Source organism: Mesorhizobium sp. CNPSo 4688, from assembly GCF_057784295.1.
Genome location: NZ_JBWLUY010000004.1, coordinates 350,552 through 372,547 on the forward strand (window position 1 = coordinate 350,552; position 21,996 = coordinate 372,547).

Below are 21,996 nucleotides of genomic sequence, written 5' to 3' on the forward strand. Positions count from 1 at the left end.
CGATGAGCGGCGTCGCCGGAATTCTGCTCAGGCAGGAAGGCAAGCCGGCCGCCGCGGCTGACATCCAGCGCATGCTTGCCCGCATGCAGCATCGCGCGCCCGACGGCAGTTCGTGGTGGATGGACGCAAGCGTCGTTCTTGGCCACGCCTGGCTCAACACCACCGATGAAGCCGGCCCCGGCCCGGTGACGATGGCGGGCGGCAAGCTCGCGATCACCGCCGACTGCCGGCTGGACAATCGCGACGAATTGCTGGCCAGGCTCGGCATCAGGGACAGTTCGGTCGCTGACGCCGTGGTGTTGATGCGCGCCTATCTGCGCTGGGGCGAAGCCTGTCCCGAACATCTGCAGGGCGACTTCGCCTTCGCCCTCTGGGATGGCGAGCGCCGGCAGCTGTTTTGCGTGCGCGACCATTTCGGCGTCAAACCCTTCTACTACCATTCGAGCGACCGGCGCTTCGTCTTTGCCTCGGAGATCGGGCCGATTCTCGATGTCGGCGGCGTCGACATGCGCATCAGCGAACACCAGATTTCCGGATTTCTCGCTGGGCTGCCCGACGATCCGCAGTCAACAGCCTACGCCGACATTTTCCGCCTGCCGGCGCGCCACAGCCTGACCGTGACCGGCAATCAGGTAGTGTTGCGCCGCTACTGGCAGATCGAGCCATCACCAAGGCCGATGCGGGCGGACGCGGCCGAGGAATTCCGCCATCTGTTTTCGCAATCGGTCCGCAACCGCATGCGCGGCACGCCGGCGGTCGGCGCGATGCTGAGCGGCGGGCTCGATTCCTCCTCGATCGCCTGCGTGGCCGGCATGCAGAATGCGGCGCAGCGAAAGCCGAGGCTGCCGACCTTCTCGCTGGTGTTCGAAAAGGGTTCGCCGATGGACGAGCGGCCTTTCATCGAGGCGGTGCTGGCGCAGCAGAAGGTCGACGGGACCCTGATTTCCGTCGGCAACTATGCGCCCTTCGCCGAGTTCGAGCGCATCCTGGAAGAGCAGGAAGAAACGTTCCTGGCGCCTGGCCTGTCGCTGACCCGCGACATCTACAGAACCGCCAGCGCCAAAGGCATGAAGGTGCTGCTGGACGGCCATGGCGGCGACGAGGTGGTTTCGCAGGGCCACGGCCATCTGCACGAACTCGCCGATGCCGGCAAATGGATGGAGCTGTGGCGGGAACTGCGCAGCGCCTCCAACACTTATGGCGACGGCATGCTTGGCCTCTACTACCAGTTCCTCACCCTCTACGGGCCGGCCTGGCGCATCGCGAAAATCAGGCGGTTCGCCAACCGTGCGCTGAGCAAATTGCGGCGCCATCCCACTGGGCGGCCGGCCACAAGCTGGCGCGGCCTGATCAATCCCGATCTGGCGATGCGGACCGACCTTGTCGAGCGGTTCCGCCGGGCCGGCTACATGCCGCCCGCGGTCAGCGCCAGCGAGACCTTGACCCATCGCTGGCTGCTGTCGAACGGGATGGTGCCGCACGCTTTCGAGGTTCTCGACAAGGCCGCGGCGAATTTCGGCGTCGAGCCGCGCTACCCATTCTGGGACAAGCCGCTGGTCGAGTTCTGCCTGGCGCTGCCTGGCGCGGAAAAGCTGAACCAGGGCTTTGGCCGTTCGGTGCTGCGGCGCGCCATGGAAGGAATTCTGCCGCCGGCGGTGCAGTGGCGGCGCGACAAGATCGATTTCACCTCCAATTTGGTCAAAGGCATGCTCGGCAATCACCGCGATCTCCTCGACAGGGTGCTGGTGGCGGATGCGGCGCTGATTGCCCCTTACGTCAACCTGCCCGAAGTGACCGCCGCCTACGGCCGCATCTCGCGGCAACCGGACGAAGCCACCTTGCCCGATGTCCAGTATGTCTGGCGCTCGATCGCGCTGTCGCTGTGGCTAAGGCAGGTGCAATTGCGCGAGAGCCACGCATGATGCCGGCCAATATGCCACTCACCGCCGATCCGAACCGCGAGGCCGGTCATCCCAAGGCTCGCGCGCGACATTTCTACAAGGCTTATGGCCTGACGATCGCTTCGCAGATCGAGCTGCCCGAGCTGGAGCCGGGCGCACCAACTGCTGCCGACGTCCTGATCACGGTCGGCCCAATCGACTTGCCAAAACCTTCGCCTCAGACCGGAACTGCTTTCCGCTTCGAGCCGCGGCAGCAATATCTGGCATGGCAGACCGTCGGCGCCTTCCTGATCACCGATGCCTGCCGCATCGAGGTCGAGCCGGCGCCTGATGTCGACGATGCGCTGCTGGCGTTTCCGCTGCTCGGCCCGGTCATGGCGCTGCTGCTGCACCAGCGCGGCCTGCTCATCCTGCATGCCAGCGCCATTGCCGTCGGCGGCAAGAGCGCTGTTTTCATGGGCGACAAAGGCGCCGGCAAATCGACGACCGCAAGCGCTATGATCGGGGCCGGACATCGCTTGCTGACCGACGATGTCGTAGCGCTCGATCTCACCGAACAGCCGATGATCGTTCCGGGCTTTCCGCAGTTGAAGCTCGCCGCCGATGCCGCCGCCGCGTTTCCCATCCGGCAAGCAGAGATACGCCCGCAGGTGCATGCGGCGATCGACAAGGTGCAGCATCGCCTGCGTGGCGGATTTTCAAGCGAGATGGTGCCGGCAACGCGGATCTACATCCTCGAGCGCGGCGAAAAGGCAGCGATTACGCCGCTGCCGAACATGGGCGCCCTGCCGGCTATCATCAAATTCTCCTATGTGACGCGGTTCGGCCGCCCGGCCCTGGTCGGCGATTTTGCCACGACGCATCTTCGCCAGTGCGCCGCCTTGGCCAGCCAGGTCGGGGTCTGCCGCCTCGAAGTGCCGACCGGGCTCGACCGTATCGGCGAGGCCGTCGCCCTGATCGAAAACGATCTGGCCGCCGACAACGTGCCGCGGTGAGCAACATGTCGGGATCCAAGATCTTGCAACTGTCGTTTTACCGAGATGTCGCCGGGTTCGGCGCCGCCATGGCCCGGATTGGCGGGCGCAGGACACTGACGGCGCTGCTGTTCCTGATCCTGGGGAGCCTGACGGAAGGCATCTCGATCCTGCTTCTGGTGCCGCTGCTGCATCTGGTCGGGCGGCCCGAGCAGAATTTTGCGGTCAAGCTGCCGAACAACGACTTCGTGCGCTGGCTGGTGCCTGACGGGACGCTGCAGTTGACCACGGTGCTTTGCCTGCTGGTCGGGCTTGTCGCGCTGCAAGCAGCGTTCAATCGCTACAAATCCGTCTACATGGCGCGGCTGCTGCTCGACTTCATCAATCGCGTGCGCATGAACCTGTTCGAGAGCATCGGCAAAGCGCAGTGGGGCATTTTTGCGCGCATGCGCAGTTCCGACCTCGACCATGCGCTGACCGGCGACATCGACCGCGTTCAGTCAGCCGCCTTCTCGCTGCTGATGCTCGTGCAGATCGCTGTGCTTCTGGCAGGTTATCTCGTGGTTTCGCTGTTCATTTCGCCTGTCATGACGGCCTTCGCCATCGTCGTCGGCATCGTCACGTTCCTGGCTCTGCAGCCGTTTCGCGCGCGAGCCAGCGCTTTCGGCCGGGTTCTGACCACCAATCGTCAGGCGCAGTACCGCACGGTCTCGGAGTTCCTCGGCGGCATCAAGGTGGCCAAGAGCCTGAATGTCGAGGAGACCTATTACGCGCAGCTTCGCGCGACACTGGAGAAGATGAAGGCCGACAACATCAACTATGTGCGCAACAGCACCATCGGCACCGCTTTGTTCCAGGTCGCCAGCGTCATCGGCCTCAGCCTGTTCATCTATGTCGCCCTGGTCCGCTTCAACCTCTCGCTGGCCGAGATCGTTGTGCTGCTTCTGGTGTTCATGCGCATTGCGCCGCGCTTCATGGATATGCAGATGCAGGCGCAGCAGGTGCTGATCAATCTGCCCGCCTATGCCTCGATGCGTGACATGCAGGCGCGTTTCGACGCCGAGCGCGAGCCTGCGAACCTCGAATCCGATGCCAAGCTGTCGCTGGATATCGGGCTCAACATCCGCAATGTTTCCTTTGCCTATGAGGCCGGCGGCAAGCCGGTGGTGAGCGACATCACCTTCGGTCTTCCCGCCGGCAAGGTAACGGCACTGATCGGCCCGTCAGGCTCGGGCAAGAGCACGCTTGCCGACATGTTGCTCGGCCTGCTGGAGCCGAGCGAAGGCAAGATCCTGGCCGACGGGGTCGAGATCAGTGGTGCCAACCGGCGGCACTGGCGCGATCGGGTGGCCTATGTGCCGCAGGATGTGTTCCTGCTCCACGACACGATCGCTGCCAATCTGCGCCTTGCCGCGCCACAAGCCAGTGACGAAGAGCTGTGGACTGCACTTCGCGCGGCACACGGCGCTGACTTTGTCGAAAAGCTGGAACTGCGGCTCGACACGGTGGTCGGCGACCGTGGCGTGCGGCTCTCAGGCGGCGAACGCCAGCGCATTGCACTGGCGCGCGCGTTGCTGCGCAAGCCCTTGCTGCTCATTCTCGACGAGGCGACCAGCGCGCTCGACTGGCAGAACCAGTCTCTGATCGCCAAATCGATTGACGGCTTGCGCGGATCGATGACGATCCTGACCATCGCGCACAGGCCGTCGATGATCGCCTTCGCCGACTGGGTGGTTGCGATCGAAACCGGCCGGATCGTCGAAGTCGGGCAATATCAGAGGTTGAAGGCGAAGGCCGGCAGCCGCCTGTCGAGGATGCTTTCAGGCGAGCAATCAAAACCCGAGCCGGCCGAAGCAGGCTGAGTCCGATTGCAATGTGTCCGAGGTCGCGTACGACCTCAGCCTGTGTTCAATGCATGCTGCGCCTTGCCGAGAGTTTCTCACCTTCGGACGCCTTTTCCGCGCCGAGGCTTCGTTCGGCGCCGCGAGCCCTGTCAGCCGATGTCGGCGCGCTCCTGGCGATCATCACATAGACCAGCAGGAAATAACCGATCTGGATGAGGACAGCACAGCCAATGACGCGAAGCACCGTTGTGGAGAGCGACGCGCCGTCGAAGTACGACCACGCGACCACGATCGCGAGGGCGAAAACCATTCCGATGACGAATTTTGGTAATGACATGGTCGGCGGCCCGTCAACCGGCCCGAGCATGCAAAAGCGATGACTTACCCACCCGAGTATCTCCCCATTCGCCATGCGAGCTTATTCAGCTGCTCTTTTTCGGCCGGTTGCTTCCGGCCTTCCCAACCCATTCAGACTCTAACAGAAATAATTTGCGACTCTATTAAGGCGGGAAACTGACGGCAAGGGCAACCAGCGATAATTTTCAGTCTGCCAACGCGTTCGACTCTGCCATGCTGCGATGCACACGCAGGGGTGGTGGCCTAACTCGTCAAACGATTCTTACTTCAGTAGAATCTACAATCTTGATTAGTATTTTATTTGATTAATCCAGCAAAACGAGGGATTCGAAACCGAGCTAAAGCCATTCCCTCTGGGGCGAAGGACGATTCGTCCAAAATTGGCCGGAAAAAGGCATTACATTTCCTACCGTTGCTAATTATTCGTCACAAACTTGCCATAAAGGGCAAAATTTGGGCAGGGCGCGTTTATTATTTAGTCAATTCATGACGTGACTATTTCACTCGTATGGGAAATTGTGTGTTGCGCTGCAGCATTTTTTTGATATCGTGACATAAACCATCCGTTCAACGTATGGAGCTTTTGCATGAGGGACGTTGCCAAGTCGGCCAATGCGGCATTTTCGCAGGTCGGCGTAGATTTTCCGCCACCGATCGGCGGGCTGCTAAAGCGCAGCTTCGATATTTTCGGTTCACTTGTCGGCCTGGTGGCGCTCAGCCCACTGTTCCTGATGGTGGCCCTTCTGGTCAAGCTTTCCGACGGTGGCTCGATCTTCTACGGACACAAGCGAATCGGACGCGGCGGACGGATTTTCCCCTGCCTCAAGTTCCGCACCATGGTCGAAGACGGCGAACGCGTGCTGACCGCTTATCTCGCGGCCAATCCGGAAGCCAACGCCGAATGGATCGCGACCCGCAAGCTGAAGAACGATCCGCGCGTCACCCGCGTCGGCGCCGTTCTGCGCAAGCTCAGCCTCGATGAGCTGCCGCAGATCATCAACATCCTGCAGGGCGACATGAGCCTTGTCGGGCCTCGTCCCGTGGTGCGCGACGAGCTTGAGATCTATGGCAGCGCCGCGGTCTACTATTTGAAGTCGCGGCCGGGCCTGACCGGGCTCTGGCAGGTCAGCGGACGCAACGATGTCTCCTATGACAGCCGCGTCGCGTTCGACCGTCACTATGTCGAGAACTGGTCGCTGTTCGAAGACGTTCGCATCATCCTCAAGACTGTGCCTGCGGTGTGGATGTCGCGCGGTTCCTACTGACCGACCGCAACTGGTCAGCAATCGGGCCGGTCCGGCCCGAAGCCAATCCGGCCCAAAGCCATTCGGCGATGGGCCGGCCTTGCATTGCAGTCGAGGTGCTCAACCGGCATTCGGCAGCAGGCCTATCGGGCGGATGGGGCCAAAACGGATCGGAAACGTTCAGTTGAAAACAGATATGTCAGCCTATTTTCGCCTTGCCGGCCCGATGCGGCCAGCACGGCTCGTCGCCACATGCCTCGCTCTGTCGCTCACGGTACCGGCCATGGCCGACGAGTACCGGCTCGGCTCGCAGGACAAGCTCAACATCCGCGTCGCCGAATGGCAGACCGTCGAAGGCACGTTCCGTGACTGGGCGGCGGTGAACGGCGAATATTCGGTCGGCCCGGCCGGCAATTTGTCGGTGCCGTTCGTCGGCGAATTGCCGGCCGCCGGCAAGACCACGTCGGAGGTTGCGGCCGCCATCAGCGTTGCCCTGCAGCGCAAGCTTGCCCTGTCGGACAAGCCGGAGGCCTCGGTGGAAATGGTGCAGTTCCGGCCGTTCTACATCTCGGGCGAGATCCAGACGCCTGGCCAGTTTCCCTATGTGCCCGACCTGACCGTGCTCAAGGCGGTCAGCATCGCCGGTGGGATCCGGCGCAACGCCGACTATGGCCCGCAGATTGGCAAGGACCTGGTCACCGCCAAGGGCAATTTCGATATCTATGACGACCAGCGCGTGCGGCTGATCGTCAAGCGTGCCCGCATCGATGCGGATCTCGCCGGCAAGGCTAGTTTCGACGTGCCGAAGGAGGTCGAGGGCGATCCGCGCTTGCCAGCCATCGTCGCCGACGAGATGCAGATCCTGACGGCCGATCAGAAGGCGCTGAAGCTGAAGCTGCAGGCGCTCGACGAGTTGAAGGGTGTCCTGCAGGCCGAAATCGAAGCGCTTCAGAAGAAGATCGTCAACCAGCAGCGGCAGGTCGACCTTGCCAAGCAACAGCTCGAAAGCATCGGCCCGCTGGTGCAGAAGGGCCTGGTCGTCAACACGCGCGTACTAAGCTCGGAACAGTCCGTCGCCAATCTGCAAGGCCAGATTCTCGACTATGAGACGGCCATCCTGACCGCCAAGCAGTCGATCAGCAAGGCGTCGCAGGATGCCATTGATGTCCAGAACACCTTGAACTCGAACCTTGCCTCCAGCCGCCAGCAGGTCGAAGCCGACCTGAACGAGGCAGCGCTCAGGGTGGGCATGCAGAAAGGCCTGATAGCCCAGGCATCGGATCCCGCCACGACCGCCGCCATCACAAGCGGTGAGGAGCCGACGCTTCTCTACTCGCTGGTGCGCGTTGCCGACGGCAAGACGAGCGAGATCGAGGCCAAGGAAGACACGCCGGTTCTGCCGGGCGACGTCATCAAGGTGAAGCTGGCGCCGACGGCCAGCCAGTAGTTTCGCGCAGGGCTCGTTCCGTGAGACCGGCACGGCGGAGGCGGGAGGAACAATTTTGGCTCGTTCGCGCCCAGGCGCGGGCGAGCAATTCTATCCGGACCGCTTGAAGGCATACAATGCAGCCCGCCGCCCCGCGCCATGTCTACCTCAATCTCGACGCCATCCGCGGCGTGGCGGCGATCAGCGTGATGCTCTACCATTTCTCGCCGTTCCTAGCCGCCGGCAAGGTGCTGCCGTCGAGCTATCTCGCGGTCGATCTGTTCTTCCTGCTCAGCGGTTTCGTCATCGCGCATGCTTATGACCGGAAGATCGAAAACGGCATGGGCTTCGGCACGTTCGTGGCGATCCGCCTGATCCGCCTCTACCCGCTTTACCTTGCCGGCACGTTGCTCGGCTTCTTCTATTTGCTGGTCAAGAATCGGCTGATCCCGACGGAATACATGCCCCTCTCGGAGATCGGCACTATGCTGACGACCGGCATGTTCTTCATCCCGCTGGTCAGCGATGCCTATCACACGATCTTTCCGCTCAATCCGGCGTCGTGGTCACTGTTCTTCGAACTGATCGTCAACATCGCCTATGTCGCTGTCTTTTTCCTACTGTCGAAGCGCGTGCTGACAGTCCTCATCGCCGTCAGCCTGGCGCTGCTGGTGGTCGCCTCGATCGTTGCCGGCACGCTCGACTTCGGCATGACTGGCAAGACCATCGTCAGCGGGCTGCCGCGCGTCTTTTTCTCCTTCTTTCTCGGCGTGCTGCTTTGCCGATCCATGGCGCGCTACCAAGGCGGGCTCGGCTTGCTGCGGCGCGGCTGGTGGGTCGAGGCTGCGATCGCCCTGACGCTTGTCGTCTTCGCCATCGCCCCGGCCGGTGACGCGCGCATCGCCTACGATCTCGCCTGTGTCGTCTTCATCTTCCCGGCCCTGGTGGTGATCGGCGCCATAGCGCCGACGGCACCCCGCTTGTCAGGTCTTTATGGCTGGCTCGGGCGGATTTCCTACCCGATCTACATCATCCACACGCCGATGCTGATGATCATCGCCGGCGCAGGCAAGGCCGCCTCGATCGACCCGTTCGCGCATCATCCCTGGTTCGGCATCGTCATGGCGGTTGCGGTCATCGTCATCGCCGACATCGCCACGCGCATCTATGACGAACCGTTGCGCCGCTTCCTGCAGCGCCTGATGCAGCGCAAGCGGGCCGTCGCCTGAAGCTTTTTGTATTGACGCAATTCCCGACGGAAAACCGCTCACACTTTTCCTGGAATTGCTCTCGTCAGACTCGTGCCGGCATGCGGCCGCCGGCGGCCTTCTCGTCCTGCACGGGAGCGTAGGCCCGCCTTGCCCGGACAACCGGCACCGGGCGCAGCTTGAACAGGCCGTAATAGACGATGAACGAGGCCGTGAAATAGGGGCCGAGTATCTCGACCTCGAAGAAGGAGCGGATCAGCATCAGGCCGACCGCGCCGGCAAGCACCACCGAATCGGCACTCCAATCGCCGAACACCACTTTCGAGACATGGCCCCAGAAGGAGCGCAGGATGATCAGCGCCAGTATGGTCATGCCGATGAAGCCAAGCTCGACCAACGTCTCGATGTAGGTGTTGTGGAAATGGAAGCCGGTGCGGGTCGAGATGTAGAACTCCGCCCAGAGCCTTTCCGGATCGGCAAAGCCCTGTATCCAGTAGGCGGCGTAGCCATAGCCGAGCACTGGATGCTGCTGCGCCGCCAGCCAGCCCTGTTCCCAGAGATAGGTGCGGCCCGTCAGCGTCGAATCCTTGCCGAAGATGCCGAGCACGAAGTCGAGCAGGCCGAGGTTGAGCGCGGCCACCACACCCGTGACAAGCGCGACGGCGCCGACGACAAACATGACGCGCCGATAGGCGCGCGACAGGATTTTGCTCATGGTGAGCAAGGCAACGATGCCGATCACCGCCGGCAGCGAAGCAACCGAGGTCGCCGAATGGGCAATCGCCAGCATGTAGACCGACAACAGCATGATCGGCGTGGTCCAGACGAAGCTCATCCAGTTGCGCCGGTAAAAGACGAGAAAGGCAAGGCAAAAGAAGATGCCCAACGAGGCGAAGAAGCCGACCTGGTTCTTGGAGCCGAAGGCGCCGACGAAATTGGTGGTGCCGTCGATGGTGTCGAGCGCATAGCCGCCGACTTTCAGCGAATAAAGCAGCACGACGAAGATGCCGATCAGCGAGCCCAGCACCAGCGTGCGCACGCTTATGGTGCGCGCGGCGACGTAGGCGCACAGGATGTGCGAGAAATATTGCAGTCCCGCCCGCGCACTGGTGCCGGCCGCTTGCGACCAGAAGACCGAGAGGCAGATATAGACCACGAAGACAAGCGGCAGCCAGGTGCTGGAGAGATCGCGCGTGAAGCGCCGGTAGTCGACGAACAGCAGCGGCAGCCACACCAGATAGTAGGCAAGGATCAGGATCTTGCCGAAATTGGTGGAATAGGCGAAGGCAAAGACCGACACGGCAACCGCGAAGGCGGCATAGGCCTTGTTGCTTTCCGGATCGATCAGAATGGATTTCGGAATCTTCATATCCGTACCGGATTTCTCATTCCTGCCGCCTTCCAACTGGGCACGCCGCCTTTCAACCGCGCATAAGCGCCCATGAACCGGCTTTTCCGCGTCGGGCCTCGGGCGTGACGCTCGCCGGCGGCCGCACGCGACCGCCGCCTTTGCCGGACCCCGATCTACGGGCATCCATTGTGCAGTGCAATATAACCTGTATCGCCTGTCACTCAATCGAAAAGTTGTCACGGGCAAGTGCGCCGGCCAGAACGACCATGCAACAGCCAGATGGCGCGAATGCGGCATCGCCCGAGATCAGGGCTTGGCCGCTACCACAGCGCTCCGCCTGTGATCTGGATGTTTTCCATGGTGATGCCCTTAGCGAGGTCCGAACACAGGAAGACGGTCAGGGCCGCAATCTCCTGCGGCTGCAGCAGGCGCTGCTGCGGATTGCCCCTGGCAATCTCGGCCATCGCTTCCCCGGCCGTGCGGCCCTTGCCCTCGCGCTCGACAACCTGCGCGACGTTGCGGCGCATCAGTTCGGTCTCGACCCAGGTCGGGCTGATCATGACGCAAGTGACGCCATGCGCAGCGCCCTCCAGCGCGACGCAACGCGTGAGGCCGAGAAGCCCGGCCTTGGAGGCGCAATAAGCCGGATTGTCCTTCCAGCCGACGGTGGCGGCCGTCGAACCGATGTTGACAATGCGACCCCAGCCGCGCTCGATCATGCCGGGCAGCACGGCGCGGGTGACGCGGAAGGCGCCGGTCAGGTTGGTGTCGACGATCTTGTCCCACAGCGCGTCGGAATGGCCGCAGACCGGCTGCTCGGCGGTGGTGCCGGCGGCGTTGACCAGTATGTCGGCCGGGCCGATGACGGATTCGGCGTCAGCCGCAAACCGGTTGGTCACCTCGCTGTCGCGGACATCGAGATGAGCCGCGTGAACCTTGGTGCCATGCGCCGACAGGGCGGAGCGCACACGCTCGATCTCGTCGGCGCCCGGATAGTAGGCGGCATCGGATCTGTCCGCGCCGGCGGGCGCGATGTAGGAGCCGACGGCGACATTGGCGCCGGCTTCAGCCAGTGCCGTGGCAATGGCGAAGCCCATGCCGGAAAACCCGCCCGTGACGATGGCGCTGCGGCCGGAAAGGTCTGTCATAGGCAATGGATCTCCGACGCCGAAATCTGATGCGATAGTCTTAGACCCAGCCCGGCAACGAGCGCTACCTTGCCTGCGGCGCCGGCCACGACATCACTAGAGCGGTTTGCCCAGCCACTCGCGATAGAAGCCTTCTAGATCCGGCTCGAAATCGTGAACAATGGGATAGCCGGGTGCCGCCGCTTCGACCTCGTGCATGGTGCCGCATTCCGGGCAGATGAACTCGCGAATTTCCATCCATTGCGGATCGGGGATATCGCTGTTGGGGTAGATCTCGCGCAGCGCCTCCTCGGTGTTGCGCACGATGATCGCGGCCTTCAGCTTCCAGTTCTTGCGGTAGTCGCCGAAAGAATGGCCGCATTCGCAGAGGGTGATCCGCTCATCGCCGCTCTGGCAGATGAAGAGGTGATCTGAGACCGGCAGCAGGATCGGGTCCTTCCAGGCGACACGGTCCTGATAGACGGCGACCATCTTGAAGAAGCGGTCATCATCCTTGTAGGCGCTCATGATGCGCCGCGTCTGCGGCCAGGGCAGCTGACCGGCGGCCAGATCGCCGAGGACTTCCTTGCTGTACGAGGTCATGGCTTTGCTCCCGGCATGAAGATCGATTTGGCGTCGACGGTCCAGAAATCACTGAAGTCTTTGGTGAAGCGCGACGAAAGTTTGATCGCGCTGGCATACATTTTCTTCACTTCCGGCGCGAAGTCGGCTTTCTCGACGCGGCTTCGCTCGGCGTCGATCCAGTCCGAAACCGGTATTGCCTTGGCCAGACGCTCTCTGCGCATGGCGGCGCGGCGTTCGACGGTGGCATCGATATCGGCAAGGGGATAACCGTCGGCGTCGTCCTTCAGCACGATGCCAAAAACCTGGATCGCCGCTTCGCGGGTGAGGTAGCCGTTCTCGACATCCCATGCGGTCTTGATCGGATCGCGCTCCAACACGTCGCCGTAACCGCCGCCGCCATTGTAGGAATGGCTGAAGATGTCGCCGGACTTGTGCGGCGAGGTGATGTAGGGGCCCTCGACCAAAACATGGTCGCCGCCGATATTCTTCTCGTAGTCTGAGACGTGCGGGTCGATGCCCGGCGCATGCGCCAGCGGTTCGCCTTTTGCCGCCAGTTCATGGATGTTGGAATTGCGCACGGCGCGATGTTTCTGGCAGGTCGGCGCCGGATAGCCGCCGCACATGCCGCCATTGTCGAACACCCGCGAGGAGTGTTCCGATGTGTGCAGCCGCAGATGCGAGGTCTTGTTGATCAGCCAGGTCGAGACAAAGGAGCAGCCGCCGCGATATTTGCCGGCGCCGCCCGAATTGGGGACGATCGAGCGGCCGATATAGACCATCGGCATCGACTGTTCCCAAACCTCGATGTTGCCCATGTCGGATTCCGGGTTCCAGCCGACATAGGCGGTGTCGAGGCCATCGGCGATGGCCAGCGCGCCGGAGCCGGCGGCGGCGCATTCGAAATGCGCCATGCCGAACGGCGTGCCGTACTGGCTTTCGCCGCCCATCTCGATCATCGGGCTGTTGACCTGGCCGACGAAGGCTTCCTCGACGAAGCCGCGCGCGACGAAGCCGCGCGACAACAGCCGCTGGAACACACCATAGGCCGGCAGCAGCAGCGCCCATGAGGTGGCGGTCGCCACCATCTCATTGTCGGGGTTGGTCCAGGTACCATGCGGCAGTTTCAGCTCGGTCGCCATCCAGGCACCGTCATTGACCAGCCCTTCGAAATTCATGTGCTGGGTCAAGGTGACGAACATGCCGCCATCCATGCCGGCTGGCGTGCAGTTCATCGAATGGTAGCCCCAGGGCTGGGTGCCCTCGAAGTCCATGGTGATCTTGCCGTCGGTGGTGATCTCCATCTCGATCGGGATGTTGTAGAGCCAGTCCGGATCGCCGAGAAGCTGGAAGCCGGGCTTGCCGGCGGTGACGTGGCCATAAAAGGTGTGGCCGCGATAGATGCCGGGAACGGTGAGCTGCCGGGTGCGGGCGAGTTGGGCGCGGCGGCCTTCCTCGATGAACTCCTTCGACACCTTCATCCAGTAGTCCAAACCGATCTCGGAGATCAGCTGCTTCACGCTTTCGCGCATGTCGATGCAGGAGGCGACCTTGGCCTTCTCGTCCAGCACCCAATAGATCGGCATCCGGAGATTGCGCTCGCAGCGGATGACATAGTCGCGGCGGATTTCGTCATTCTCGCCGATCTTCTCGGCGCAGACGAACAGGCCTTCGGTGAAGCGTTCCTGCGCAAGACAGACGTCGCCGCCAGGCGTGATGCCGCCAGCCTCCAGCTCGTGGCAAACCGCACCGGCCCAGCCGACCAGCGTGCCTTCATGGAAGATCGGCACCACGTCCATGACATCAGGCACCTGCACGGTTCCGATGAAGGCGTCGTTGTTGGCGAAGATGTCGCCTTCGCGGATCTTCGGGTTTTCCTCGTAATTGTTCTTGATCATCCATTTGATGAAACGGCTCATCGTATGGACATGCACCATGATGCCGTTGGACAGCGCGATGGCGTCGCCCTCGGGCGTGTAGATGGCGACAACCATTTCGCCGACCTCGCGCACGCCGGGCGAAGCCGAGATGCGGCGGGCCATTTCGCGTGCCGAGACGCAATAGGCGCGCAGCTTGGTGTGCAGAGTCTCGAATTTCAGCGGATCCTGGTTGCGCAGATGGAGTTCCGTGATGCCGTCATAGCAGCCGGTCTCTTCCATGAGCCGTTCGGATTCGATCAGCCGTTCGCGGAGGCGCAGGGCGGAGGCGGGTTTGTCCAGCATGGCGTTCGCCCTTCTCAAGCGTGGGTGTAGTGCAGCAGCGTCCATTCATCGACATGAACACGGTCCTGCGGGTGAACGACGAGCGTTGTCGCCGGGTGTTCGATGATGGCCGGGCCGATGACCTCGTGGCCGGGCTGCAGCAGGTCCATCTCGTAGAGATTGGCCTTGTGCCAGCGGCCGCCAATATAGGCTTCACGCACGCCCTTGTGGGCGGCTGCCGGGTCGGACTTGCCGAGCGGGCGCTTGAGCAGCACCGGCTTGACCTTGTCGGCGGTGGCGATCAGCCCGAGTTCAGTGATGGTGAAGCCAGCTTCGCCATAGCGCGACACGCGGTGGTTGACCTTGGCATAGACCGCCTCGAACTCGTCGATGACCTTGCGCATGTCGTCGGCCGAATTGACCGCGGCCAAGGGTGCCATGACTTCGACATCCTCGAGCTGGCCGGTGTAGCGCATCATCAGGAACGGCACGGTCTTGATCTTTTCGCGTGCGTGGCCGTCTTCGATCATTTCATCGACCGCCGCCTTGGTCAGATCGTTCCAGACATTGGTGACCTTTTTGCCGAAGGCGAGCAGTTCGTCATCGCTTGCCCGCGCGCCGATGTCGTGCTGCGTCGACACCGAATGGCGGCGCATGAAGTCGGCGGTGGTGCAGCCGAAGGCCGAGAAGGCGGCGGCGAACTGGAAGGTGATGATGTCCTTGAAGCCGATGCCCCTGGAGCAGCCGGCCAGGTGCAGCGGGCCTGAGCCACCATAGGACAGCAGGGTGAATTCGGAGGGATGGATGCCCTGGCCGGAAATGACGCGGCGCAGTGCGTTGTTGGCGTCGGCTTCCAGCATTTCGATCATGCCTTCGGCCGCCTCTTCGACGCCGACGCCAAGGATGCTGGAGCACTTTTCCTCGAAGGCCTTGCGCGCCTTCTCGACCTGCAGCACGACCTTGCCACCGAGAAAATAATACGGGTTGAGACGGCCGAGGATGGCGTCGCAATCGGCGATGGTCGGTTCGGTGCCGCCCTTGGCAAAGCAGATCGGGCCGGGATCAGAGCCCGCACTTTCCGGCCCGAGTGAAACCTTCTTGGTCAGCGGGTCGACCTTGAGGATCATCCCGGCGCCGGCGCCGATCGTGTCGAGATGCAGCGTCGGCACGTTGAGCTTGAAACGGTCCATCAGCGGCTCGTTCTCGATCCGGGTCTGACCGCGTGAGATGACGCCCATGTCGAAGGAGGTGCCACCCATATCCGAGCAGATCAGCGAGTCGTTGCCGATGAGCTTGCCGACATAGGCGGCGCCCAGAATGCCGCCGATCGGGCCGGAGATCATGGTTTCGTGCAGGCGCGGATGGTTGATCGAGGTCAGGCCGCCGAAGGACAGCAGCGTCTGCACGCCGTATTTGAAGCCGTATTTCTTCGAGACGTCCTCGATTCCCTTGAGTTGCTTGCGGCCGCGCGATGTGGCGTAGGCCTCGATCAGAACCGAGTTCAGCCGCGACTGTTCGCGGATGACCGGGCGGACTTCGTGGCTGGTGTAGACGAGGATGTCGGCGCCGGCTTTCAGCACTTCCTCGCGGCAGATCTCGGCGATGCGTTTCTCGTGCACCGGATTGACGTGCGAGAAGATGGTCATGATGCAGATCGCTTCGACCTTGTCGGCGATCAGCTTCTTGGCCGCAATCGCGACCTCATGCTCATAGAGCGGCAGCACGATGTCGCCGAACTGGTCGATGCGCTCGGTGACGCCATGGGTACGGCGGCGCGGCACAAGCGGATCGGGGTGATGATGGGTGACCGCATGCAGCCGGTCGGCATAGGAATAGTCGGCCCAGGCCTGCAGGCCGCGGCCCATCAGGATCATGTCTTCCAGACCCTTGGTGGTGATCAGGCCGAGTCGGCGGCCGGTGCGCGACAGCAGCGTGTTGAGCATTCCGGTGCCGGAATAGAGCACGACGTTGACGCCGGAAAACAGTTGCTCCAGCGAGATGCCCCAGGCATCGGCCGCGTCTTCTGCCGAGGCCAGAAAACCCTCGGCTTCGTTCTTCGGCGTGGTCGCCGACTTGCCGATCTTGAAGTGGCCGTCCTGATCGACAAGGATCGTGTCGGTCATGGTGCCACCGGCGTCGATGCCGATGACGATGGGATTGCCAATGATTGGCGGATTGCCAGCGATGGGGCCGGTGAGATTGGGCTGGGTCACGGTCGCCTCGGATCTGGTCTAGGTTGACGCCAGGCTAGATTCGACAGGCGGCCTCGCGCCATATGCCTAAAGACACAATGACGGCTGGGCTGACATCGCCGAGAAAAGGGCATGCGCATGAGCACTATCTGGGGGCCGCTGGCAAAGGCGATTGCCGCCACCGGTACGGACAGGCATGTCGACTGCCTGATCGACCTGATCGGCGCGGACATCGATCACGATCTGGTGACGGTGACGCGCTATTCGGCGACGCAGACGCCGGAGTTCGTCAAGCACCGGCGCTTCTCGGACGAAATGGTCCGGCGCTATCTCGACAATTACTATGTCTTCGACCCTTTCTATGCCTCGTGGCGGCGTGAGCGGAGGCTCGGAATCATGCCGCTGAAGCGGCTTGCCGATGACGAGGCCAAGCGCGGCCAGTACATAGCCGGTTTCCTGGCGCAGTCGGAGATTTGCGACGAGGTCGGGATCATGCTGGCCGATGGCGGCGACTGGTGCCTCGGCATCTTTCTCGACCGCTCGACCTCATCGTTCAAGGACAGCGAGATCGCCCTGCTGGATGATCGCCTGCCGGTGTTCGAAGCCTTGCATGCGCTCGACATCAAGGCGCGCGGCACCGAGTTCTCCCGCACCTCGGCGCCGACCGGGCCCGGCGCCTCGCCGCAGCAGAAGCCGACCATCCCGACGAGCCTGTGGCCGGAGCTTTCGCTGCGCGAACGTGAACTCGTGCAACTGATCCTCGCCGGGCATCCGACGGCGAATATCGCCGAGCGGCTCGGCATCACCGTCGGCACGGTGAAGAACCACCGCCGCCGCATCTACGAGAAGGTCGACATCACCACGGAACGGGAACTGTTCTTGCAGTTCTTCCAGCACCGCGCCGACGGTTAGTCCGGCGATGGAAATCGCCGTCAGTCGTGCAATTGCCTGGAAATCGGCGGGCCGACGGTAAAGCCGGAGAATGTGACTTCAAAACCTTCGCGCTGCGGCGAACAGCACATCATGCCGATATCGACAGATTTCGAGACCGGGAAATAGGCGAGCCGCACCGGCTTCCAGTGGCTGTCGGTGGAGTCCAGATACTGGATGCGGATCGCCTCGGCGTGGCGGGTCAGGCGGATGCGCACACCATCGGGGTCGTTGGGGATGCTGACCAGCGACCAGTCGGAGGTGTCGTTGGTGACGACAACGGAAAAATAGGCCAGCCCGTCGGTGTATTCGATGCCGGCCTTGATCCAGTGCGTTTCGCTCAGCCGCAGCATCAGCCCGGCCTGGTCGTAAAGCACCTTATAATCGCCCTTGACGGTGACCTCAGCACTGAAGTCACCCTCGACCGGGCGATAGAGGAAATGACCATTGTCACGCCAGAAGCCGTAGAAGGTTTCGCGCCAGAAATCGGTTTCCTTGCCGGTGCGTACGTGCACCGTGTCGTCGCCGAACACATGGTGGGGCGGCGGGTTGAGCCAGGTCAGCTCCTCTTTCACCGATGTCATCGGTTCGATTAGCCGGCAAATGTGTAGGCTGTCTTCACCGTGGTGTAGAACTCCGCGGCATAGCGGCCCTGCTCGCGCGGGCCGTAGCTCGAGCCCTTGCGGCCACCGAACGGAACGTGGAAATCGACGCCGGCGGTCGGCAGGTTAACCATCACCATGCCGGCTTCGGAATTGCGCCGGAAATGCGTGGCGTGCTTGAGGCTCGAGGTGCAGATGCCCGAGGTCAGGCCGAACGGCGTGTCGTTGGCCACCGCCAGCGCCTCGTCATAGTCCTTGACGCGGATGACGTTGGCGACCGGCCCGAAGATCTCCTCGCGCGAAATGCGCATGGCGTTGGTGCTCTCGGTGAACAGCGCCGGCCGGAGGTAGAAGCCGGGCGTTTCGCGATCGAGCCGCTCGCCGCCGAAAGCGAGGTTGGCGCCTTCCTTGCTGCCGATGGCGATGTAGTCCTCGTCCTGCTTCAGCTGGGTCGCGTCCACGACCGGTCCGATCTGGGTCTTGGCGTCGAGCGCATCGCCGATGACTAGTTTTTCCAGGCGCTCCTTGAGCGCGGCAACGAGGCGGTCGTGAATGCCTTCGGTCACCACCAGGCGCGACGAGGCCGTGCAGCGCTGCCCGGTCGAGAAATAGGCGCCGTTGATGGCGCAATCGACAGCGATCGCGAGGTCGGCGTCATCCAGCACGACGAGCGGGTTCTTGCCGCCCATTTCGAGCTGGAACTTTCGCATATGTTCCACGCTTGCGGCAGCGACGCGTTTGCCAGTGCCGACCGAGCCGGTGAAGGTGATGGCGTTGAGGTCGGGGCTGTCGAGCATGGCCTGGCCGACCACCGAGCCCTTGCCCATGACGAGGTTCAGCACGCCTTTCGGCAGGCCGGCGCGGTGCAGGATGTCGACAATGGTCCAGGCGCTTTCGGGGACGAGTTCGGCCGGCTTGAAGACGATGGTGTTGCCGTGGGCGAGCGCCGGGGCGATCTTCCAGGTGGGAATGGCGATCGGGAAATTCCACGGCGTGATGATGCCGACGACGCCGACGGCTTCGCGGGTGATCTCGACGCCGACGCCCGGACGCACGCTGGGCACCAGTTCGCCCGACAGGCGCAGCGTCTCGCCGGCGAAGAAATCGAAGATCTGGGCTGCGCGGATGGTCTCGCCAATCCCTTCAGCCAGCGTCTTGCCCTCTTCGCGCGACAGCGCGCGACCAATCTCGTCCTTGCGCGCCATGATCTCGTCCGAGGCCTTTTTCAGCACGCTGTGACGGGCGAGCGGCGCCGAGCGCGACCAAGCCGGGAAGGCGGCTTTGGCCGCCGCGATCGCCTGCTTGGCCTGTTCGGCACCGGCCGAGGCATATTCGCCGACGACATCGCCGGTGTCGGACGGGTTGATGTTGCGCGAGCCGGCTTCGCCGACCCACTCGCCATCGATCAGATTCTTGCGGAACAGGGTCATGTCGCGGTTTCCTTGTAATTGTCAGTGGCGGTGCCGTATGCCTGAATCATTTATCAGACAAATGACGACACTGTGAGGGCAGAGATTAGCTGCGGACTGGATAGCCGATGACGCGCCGCGACGAAAGCCGCGACCTCAAGATGGACGATATGAAGCGGCCCCTGTCAGGTCGGAAAAGTCCAGAACAGGCAGGCCAGCGTTGCCGCGGCGAAGATGACGAAGAACAGGCTTCTGAGCAGGATGTTGCGGCGCAGCTCGTTCATGGTGAAATGGCTGCCGACGATTGCCGCGGCGAACAGGAAGCGCCAGTTGACCAGTGCCCACAGCACGCTGCTCTGGCCGAAGGCCCAGCGGGCGACGAGGCAGCCGACAATGGTAGCGAACAGGGCGATCACCGCCCAGAACAGCGCGTCCGCAGCATGGGTCAAGACGATGCCGGCGGCTCGAATGGGCAGGATCATCATCAGCATGGCGCTGAAGAAGTAGACGGCGGCGAGCGGCAGGAACGAACCGGCATCGGCAATGCCGTCCAGCCGCCGCACCCCGATCGCGCCATAGGGATAGCCGTGCCTGGCGACCGCCAGGCTGAGCGCCATCAGCAATGCGGTGAATACTGCAACCAATGCGAATGTACTAAGAGCCTTGCTCATGCCGTTCCTTGTCTAGAGGCCCTATCGGGACCGAATCACAAGGGACGATTTTAGCGCACGGTCAAAAATTGCGCGTCAGCTTTGCTGAGCGCCCTAGTCCACCCTTCACCTGTCGCTGTTTTCGAAGGCGCCCATGCCTTGCGCGATCAGATTGGTTGCCATGACCAGCGAGACGATGGCCGCGGAATTGAAGATCACCACCCACCATTTGCCGCCGGTCAGGAAGCCGTAGCCGTCGGCGACCGCCAGTCCCCAATCGGCGGAAGGTGGCTGGATGCCCAGGCCGAGAAAGCTCAGCGTGGCGATCGAAAAGAAGGCGTAGCCCAGACGGGTGACCAGCTCGATGAGGATGGTTTCCCGGACATTGGGCAGGATCTCCAGGAACATGATGGCCAATGCGCTCTCGCCGCCGAGGCGGGCGGCGCTGACATAGTCGCGTTCGCGCTGCTCGCGCACGGCGGCGCGCACTGTTCGCGCCACCAACGGCGCATAGGCGATGCCGATCACCAGGATGACGGTGAGGTTCGATGGCCCGAGTGCGACCAACGTCATGGTGACCAGAACGATGAAGGGAAAAGCCATCAGCGTATCGAGCAGCCTGGCACCGATGGCGTCGACCAGTCCGTCGAAATAGCCAAGCACCAGCCCAAGCACGCTGCCGGCGGCAACACCGAGCAGGGTTGCTGCCGGCGCGACCAGCAGGATGTCGCGCGAGCCGACGATAATGCGCGACAGCACGTCACGGCCGAGTTGGTCGGTGCCGAACCAGTGCGCGGCGTCGGGCGGCGTCAGCATGACGAGAAAATCCTCGGCATAGGGGTCGTAGGGCACAAACAGGCGGCCGAAGACGGCGCAGCCGACCCAAAACAGCAGGAGCAGCGAGCCGACGATCACCGAGGGCGGGAGCTTTGAGGCGGCCTCTCGGATCCGGCTCGCCGCCCGCCAGCCGAGCGCGCCGCGTCGCGGCACGGGAAACTCCATCAGTTCCATCATGGCGACACACGGCGGCGTTGCCGCGGATCGAGCAAGGCGTTGACGAGATCGCCCGCCGCGGCCGACAGCACGAAGATCGTCGCCATGACCAGCACGCCGGCTTCGAGCATCGGGAAATCGCGCGACTTGGCGGCGTTCAGCACAAGGTTGCCGAGGCCCTGTATGCCGAACAGCGCTTCGATGACCACCAACCCGCCCAGCATGTAGCCGGTCTGGGTCGCCAAAACGGCGATGGTCGGCGTCAGCGCATTGCGCAGCACGTGCCGGATGAGGATTTCGCGCCGCTCAAGGCCTTTGAGGACTGCGGTGCGCGTATAGTCGGCGGCCAGCGCCTCGATCACGCCGGCCCGCGTCATGCGGGCGATGTAGCCGGCGAGATTCAGCACCAGCGGCAGCGCCGGCAGGATCAGATAGTAGCCGCTGACCCACAGCCCGGCGCCATCGGGCGCTGCGCCGGTGATCGGGAACCAGTTCAGCCACAGGCCGAAGACGATGAGCAGCATCAGGCCGGAGACGAAGTCCGGGACGATGCCGAAGGACACGCCGGCCAGCACGATCAGCCGGTCGATGAAACGGCCCTGGTTGAGCCCGGCAATGATGCCGGCGCCGATGCCGAGCGGCAGCAGAAAGGCGAGGATAATTCCGGCAAGGGCTGCCGAGCGCTTGAGGCTTTCGAGCACGAAGGGCGTCACCGGCAGGCGCAGCGACAGCGAGGTGCCGAAATCGCCCGACAGCGCGTTGCTGAACCAGTGCCAGTATTGCACGAGCACCGGCTGGTCGGCGCCGAGTTGCTTGTTCAACGCCGCGACGGCCTCCGCATCGGCGAACGGCCCGAGCATGAGGCGGCCGACATCGCCGGGCAGAACCTGCCCGGCGAAGAACACCAGCATGCTGACCAGCCACAGCGTGAGCAGAAGCGAGGCTGCCCGCACCGACAAAGTGCGGCCGCTCAGCATCGCGTTGCGGCTCCCCGCATGGCCAGAC

18 protein-coding genes are annotated in these 21,996 nt (G+C 62.8%); 7 read left to right on the plus strand and 11 right to left on the minus strand.

Annotation, left to right across the window (positions count from 1 at the left end; all coding sequences use genetic code 11):
* The first annotated feature begins 2 nt into the window (after window positions 1–2).
* The 3 genes from AC04SH_RS09755 to AC04SH_RS09765 are packed head-to-tail and all read left to right on the plus strand — an operon-like array spanning window position 3 to window position 4,737.
* Window positions 3–1,922, plus strand: coding sequence for a lasso peptide isopeptide bond-forming cyclase (locus tag AC04SH_RS09755; protein ID WP_488574841.1), 1,920 nt, complete (start codon window positions 3–5; stop codon window positions 1,920–1,922).
* Complete coding sequence (locus AC04SH_RS09760) at window positions 1,919–2,896, plus strand: phosphoenolpyruvate carboxykinase (ATP) (protein ID WP_488574842.1); 978 nt, start codon at window positions 1,919–1,921, stop codon at window positions 2,894–2,896. Before AC04SH_RS09755 ends, AC04SH_RS09760 begins: the two co-directional genes overlap by 4 nt.
* A gap of 5 nt (window positions 2,897–2,901) precedes the next feature.
* Window positions 2,902–4,737: an ABC transporter ATP-binding protein gene (locus AC04SH_RS09765; RefSeq protein ID WP_488574843.1), complete on the plus strand. Its 1,836-nt coding sequence runs from the start codon at window positions 2,902–2,904 to the stop codon at window positions 4,735–4,737.
* 46 nt (window positions 4,738–4,783) lie between these two features.
* Here AC04SH_RS09765 and AC04SH_RS09770 read toward each other — a convergent pair whose 3' ends face one another.
* On the minus strand, window positions 4,784–5,056 hold the full coding sequence (locus AC04SH_RS09770; protein WP_488574844.1) for an exopolysaccharide production repressor protein: 273 nt from the start codon (window positions 5,054–5,056) through the stop codon (window positions 4,784–4,786).
* A gap of 607 nt (window positions 5,057–5,663) precedes the next feature.
* Here AC04SH_RS09770 and AC04SH_RS09775 point away from each other — a divergent pair.
* The 3 genes from AC04SH_RS09775 to AC04SH_RS09785 all read left to right on the plus strand — a co-directional run bounded on the left by AC04SH_RS09775 (window position 5,664) and on the right by AC04SH_RS09785 (window position 8,975).
* Entirely contained in the window at window positions 5,664–6,341 is a 678-nt protein-coding gene (locus AC04SH_RS09775) for a sugar transferase (protein WP_112560555.1), read from the plus strand.
* Window positions 6,342–6,516: 175 nt separating this feature from the next.
* The gene (locus AC04SH_RS09780; RefSeq protein ID WP_488574845.1) at window positions 6,517–7,767 is read left to right on the plus strand and encodes a polysaccharide biosynthesis/export family protein; all 1,251 of its coding nucleotides are present in this window, start codon (window positions 6,517–6,519) and stop codon (window positions 7,765–7,767) included.
* Window positions 7,768–7,883: 116 nt separating this feature from the next.
* Window positions 7,884–8,975, plus strand: a complete 1,092-nt coding sequence (locus AC04SH_RS09785) for an acyltransferase family protein (RefSeq protein ID WP_488574846.1) — start codon at window positions 7,884–7,886, stop codon at window positions 8,973–8,975.
* Window positions 8,976–9,039: 64 nt separating this feature from the next.
* Here AC04SH_RS09785 and AC04SH_RS09790 read toward each other — a convergent pair whose 3' ends face one another.
* The 5 genes from AC04SH_RS09790 to AC04SH_RS09810 all read right to left on the minus strand — a co-directional run bounded on the left by AC04SH_RS09790 (window position 9,040) and on the right by AC04SH_RS09810 (window position 16,380).
* Window positions 9,040–10,323, minus strand: coding sequence for an O-antigen ligase family protein (locus AC04SH_RS09790; protein WP_488574847.1), 1,284 nt, complete (start codon window positions 10,321–10,323; stop codon window positions 9,040–9,042).
* A gap of 302 nt (window positions 10,324–10,625) precedes the next feature.
* On the minus strand, window positions 10,626–11,453 hold the full coding sequence (locus AC04SH_RS09795) for an SDR family NAD(P)-dependent oxidoreductase (RefSeq protein WP_488574848.1): 828 nt from the start codon (window positions 11,451–11,453) through the stop codon (window positions 10,626–10,628).
* A 96-nt stretch (window positions 11,454–11,549) separates the two neighbouring features.
* Window positions 11,550–12,035, minus strand: a complete 486-nt coding sequence (locus AC04SH_RS09800; RefSeq protein ID WP_488574849.1) for an acetone carboxylase subunit gamma — start codon at window positions 12,033–12,035, stop codon at window positions 11,550–11,552.
* On the minus strand, window positions 12,032–14,236 hold the full coding sequence (locus AC04SH_RS09805; RefSeq protein WP_488574850.1) for a hydantoinase B/oxoprolinase family protein: 2,205 nt from the start codon (window positions 14,234–14,236) through the stop codon (window positions 12,032–12,034). The genes AC04SH_RS09800 and AC04SH_RS09805 overlap by 4 nt, the downstream gene beginning before the upstream one ends.
* 14 nt (window positions 14,237–14,250) lie before the next feature.
* On the minus strand, window positions 14,251–16,380 hold the full coding sequence (locus tag AC04SH_RS09810; RefSeq protein ID WP_488574917.1) for a hydantoinase/oxoprolinase family protein: 2,130 nt from the start codon (window positions 16,378–16,380) through the stop codon (window positions 14,251–14,253).
* A gap of 159 nt (window positions 16,381–16,539) precedes the next feature.
* On the opposite strand from AC04SH_RS09810, the gene AC04SH_RS09815 reads away from it, so the two are divergent.
* Complete coding sequence (locus tag AC04SH_RS09815; RefSeq protein ID WP_488574851.1) at window positions 16,540–17,319, plus strand: helix-turn-helix transcriptional regulator; 780 nt, start codon at window positions 16,540–16,542, stop codon at window positions 17,317–17,319.
* Between the two features lie 20 nt (window positions 17,320–17,339).
* Here the strand turns inward: AC04SH_RS09815 and AC04SH_RS09820 are convergent, their stop codons facing one another.
* From AC04SH_RS09820 to AC04SH_RS09840, 5 genes are all read right to left on the minus strand, one after another.
* Window positions 17,340–17,921 (minus strand): DUF1349 domain-containing protein, encoded by a 582-nt coding sequence (locus AC04SH_RS09820; RefSeq protein ID WP_477233466.1) that lies wholly within the window; start codon window positions 17,919–17,921, stop codon window positions 17,340–17,342.
* An 8-nt stretch (window positions 17,922–17,929) separates the two neighbouring features.
* Complete coding sequence (locus AC04SH_RS09825) at window positions 17,930–19,369, minus strand: aldehyde dehydrogenase family protein (RefSeq protein WP_477233465.1); 1,440 nt, start codon at window positions 19,367–19,369, stop codon at window positions 17,930–17,932.
* Between the two features lie 164 nt (window positions 19,370–19,533).
* On the minus strand, window positions 19,534–20,019 hold the full coding sequence (locus AC04SH_RS09830) for a hypothetical protein (protein ID WP_477233464.1): 486 nt from the start codon (window positions 20,017–20,019) through the stop codon (window positions 19,534–19,536).
* A gap of 105 nt (window positions 20,020–20,124) precedes the next feature.
* Window positions 20,125–20,988, minus strand: coding sequence for an ABC transporter permease (locus tag AC04SH_RS09835; RefSeq protein ID WP_488574852.1), 864 nt, complete (start codon window positions 20,986–20,988; stop codon window positions 20,125–20,127).
* Between the two features lie 20 nt (window positions 20,989–21,008).
* Window positions 21,009–21,968 carry an ABC transporter permease gene (locus tag AC04SH_RS09840; RefSeq protein ID WP_488574853.1) on the minus strand — a complete coding sequence of 320 codons (960 nt, stop codon included), beginning with the start codon at window positions 21,966–21,968 and terminating at the stop codon, window positions 21,009–21,011.
* Between the last annotated feature and the right edge of the window lie 28 nt (window positions 21,969–21,996).

Bases quoted from the DNA above. Each gene is read 5' to 3' on its own strand.
- AC04SH_RS09755 (WP_488574841.1), top strand. From the start codon at position 3: ATGAGCGGCGTCGCCGGAATTCTGCTCAGGCAGGAAGGCAAGCCGGCC.
- AC04SH_RS09760 (WP_488574842.1), top strand. From the start codon at position 1,919: ATGATGCCGGCCAATATGCCACTCACCGCCGATCCGAACCGCGAGGCC.
- AC04SH_RS09765 (WP_488574843.1), top strand. From the start codon at position 2,902: ATGTCGGGATCCAAGATCTTGCAACTGTCGTTTTACCGAGATGTCGCC.
- AC04SH_RS09770 (WP_488574844.1), bottom strand. From the start codon at position 5,056: ATGTCATTACCAAAATTCGTCATCGGAATGGTTTTCGCCCTCGCGATC.
- AC04SH_RS09775 (WP_112560555.1), top strand. From the start codon at position 5,664: ATGAGGGACGTTGCCAAGTCGGCCAATGCGGCATTTTCGCAGGTCGGC.
- AC04SH_RS09780 (WP_488574845.1), top strand. From the start codon at position 6,517: ATGTCAGCCTATTTTCGCCTTGCCGGCCCGATGCGGCCAGCACGGCTC.
- AC04SH_RS09785 (WP_488574846.1), top strand. From the start codon at position 7,884: ATGCAGCCCGCCGCCCCGCGCCATGTCTACCTCAATCTCGACGCCATC.
- AC04SH_RS09790 (WP_488574847.1), bottom strand. From the start codon at position 10,323: ATGAAGATTCCGAAATCCATTCTGATCGATCCGGAAAGCAACAAGGCC.
- AC04SH_RS09795 (WP_488574848.1), bottom strand. From the start codon at position 11,453: ATGACAGACCTTTCCGGCCGCAGCGCCATCGTCACGGGCGGGTTTTCC.
- AC04SH_RS09800 (WP_488574849.1), bottom strand. From the start codon at position 12,035: ATGACCTCGTACAGCAAGGAAGTCCTCGGCGATCTGGCCGCCGGTCAG.
- AC04SH_RS09805 (WP_488574850.1), bottom strand. From the start codon at position 14,236: ATGCTGGACAAACCCGCCTCCGCCCTGCGCCTCCGCGAACGGCTGATC.
- AC04SH_RS09815 (WP_488574851.1), top strand. From the start codon at position 16,540: ATGCGCATGAGCACTATCTGGGGGCCGCTGGCAAAGGCGATTGCCGCC.
- AC04SH_RS09820 (WP_477233466.1), bottom strand. From the start codon at position 17,921: ATGACATCGGTGAAAGAGGAGCTGACCTGGCTCAACCCGCCGCCCCAC.
- AC04SH_RS09825 (WP_477233465.1), bottom strand. From the start codon at position 19,369: ATGACCCTGTTCCGCAAGAATCTGATCGATGGCGAGTGGGTCGGCGAA.
- AC04SH_RS09830 (WP_477233464.1), bottom strand. From the start codon at position 20,019: ATGAGCAAGGCTCTTAGTACATTCGCATTGGTTGCAGTATTCACCGCA.
- AC04SH_RS09840 (WP_488574853.1), bottom strand. From the start codon at position 21,968: ATGCTGAGCGGCCGCACTTTGTCGGTGCGGGCAGCCTCGCTTCTGCTC.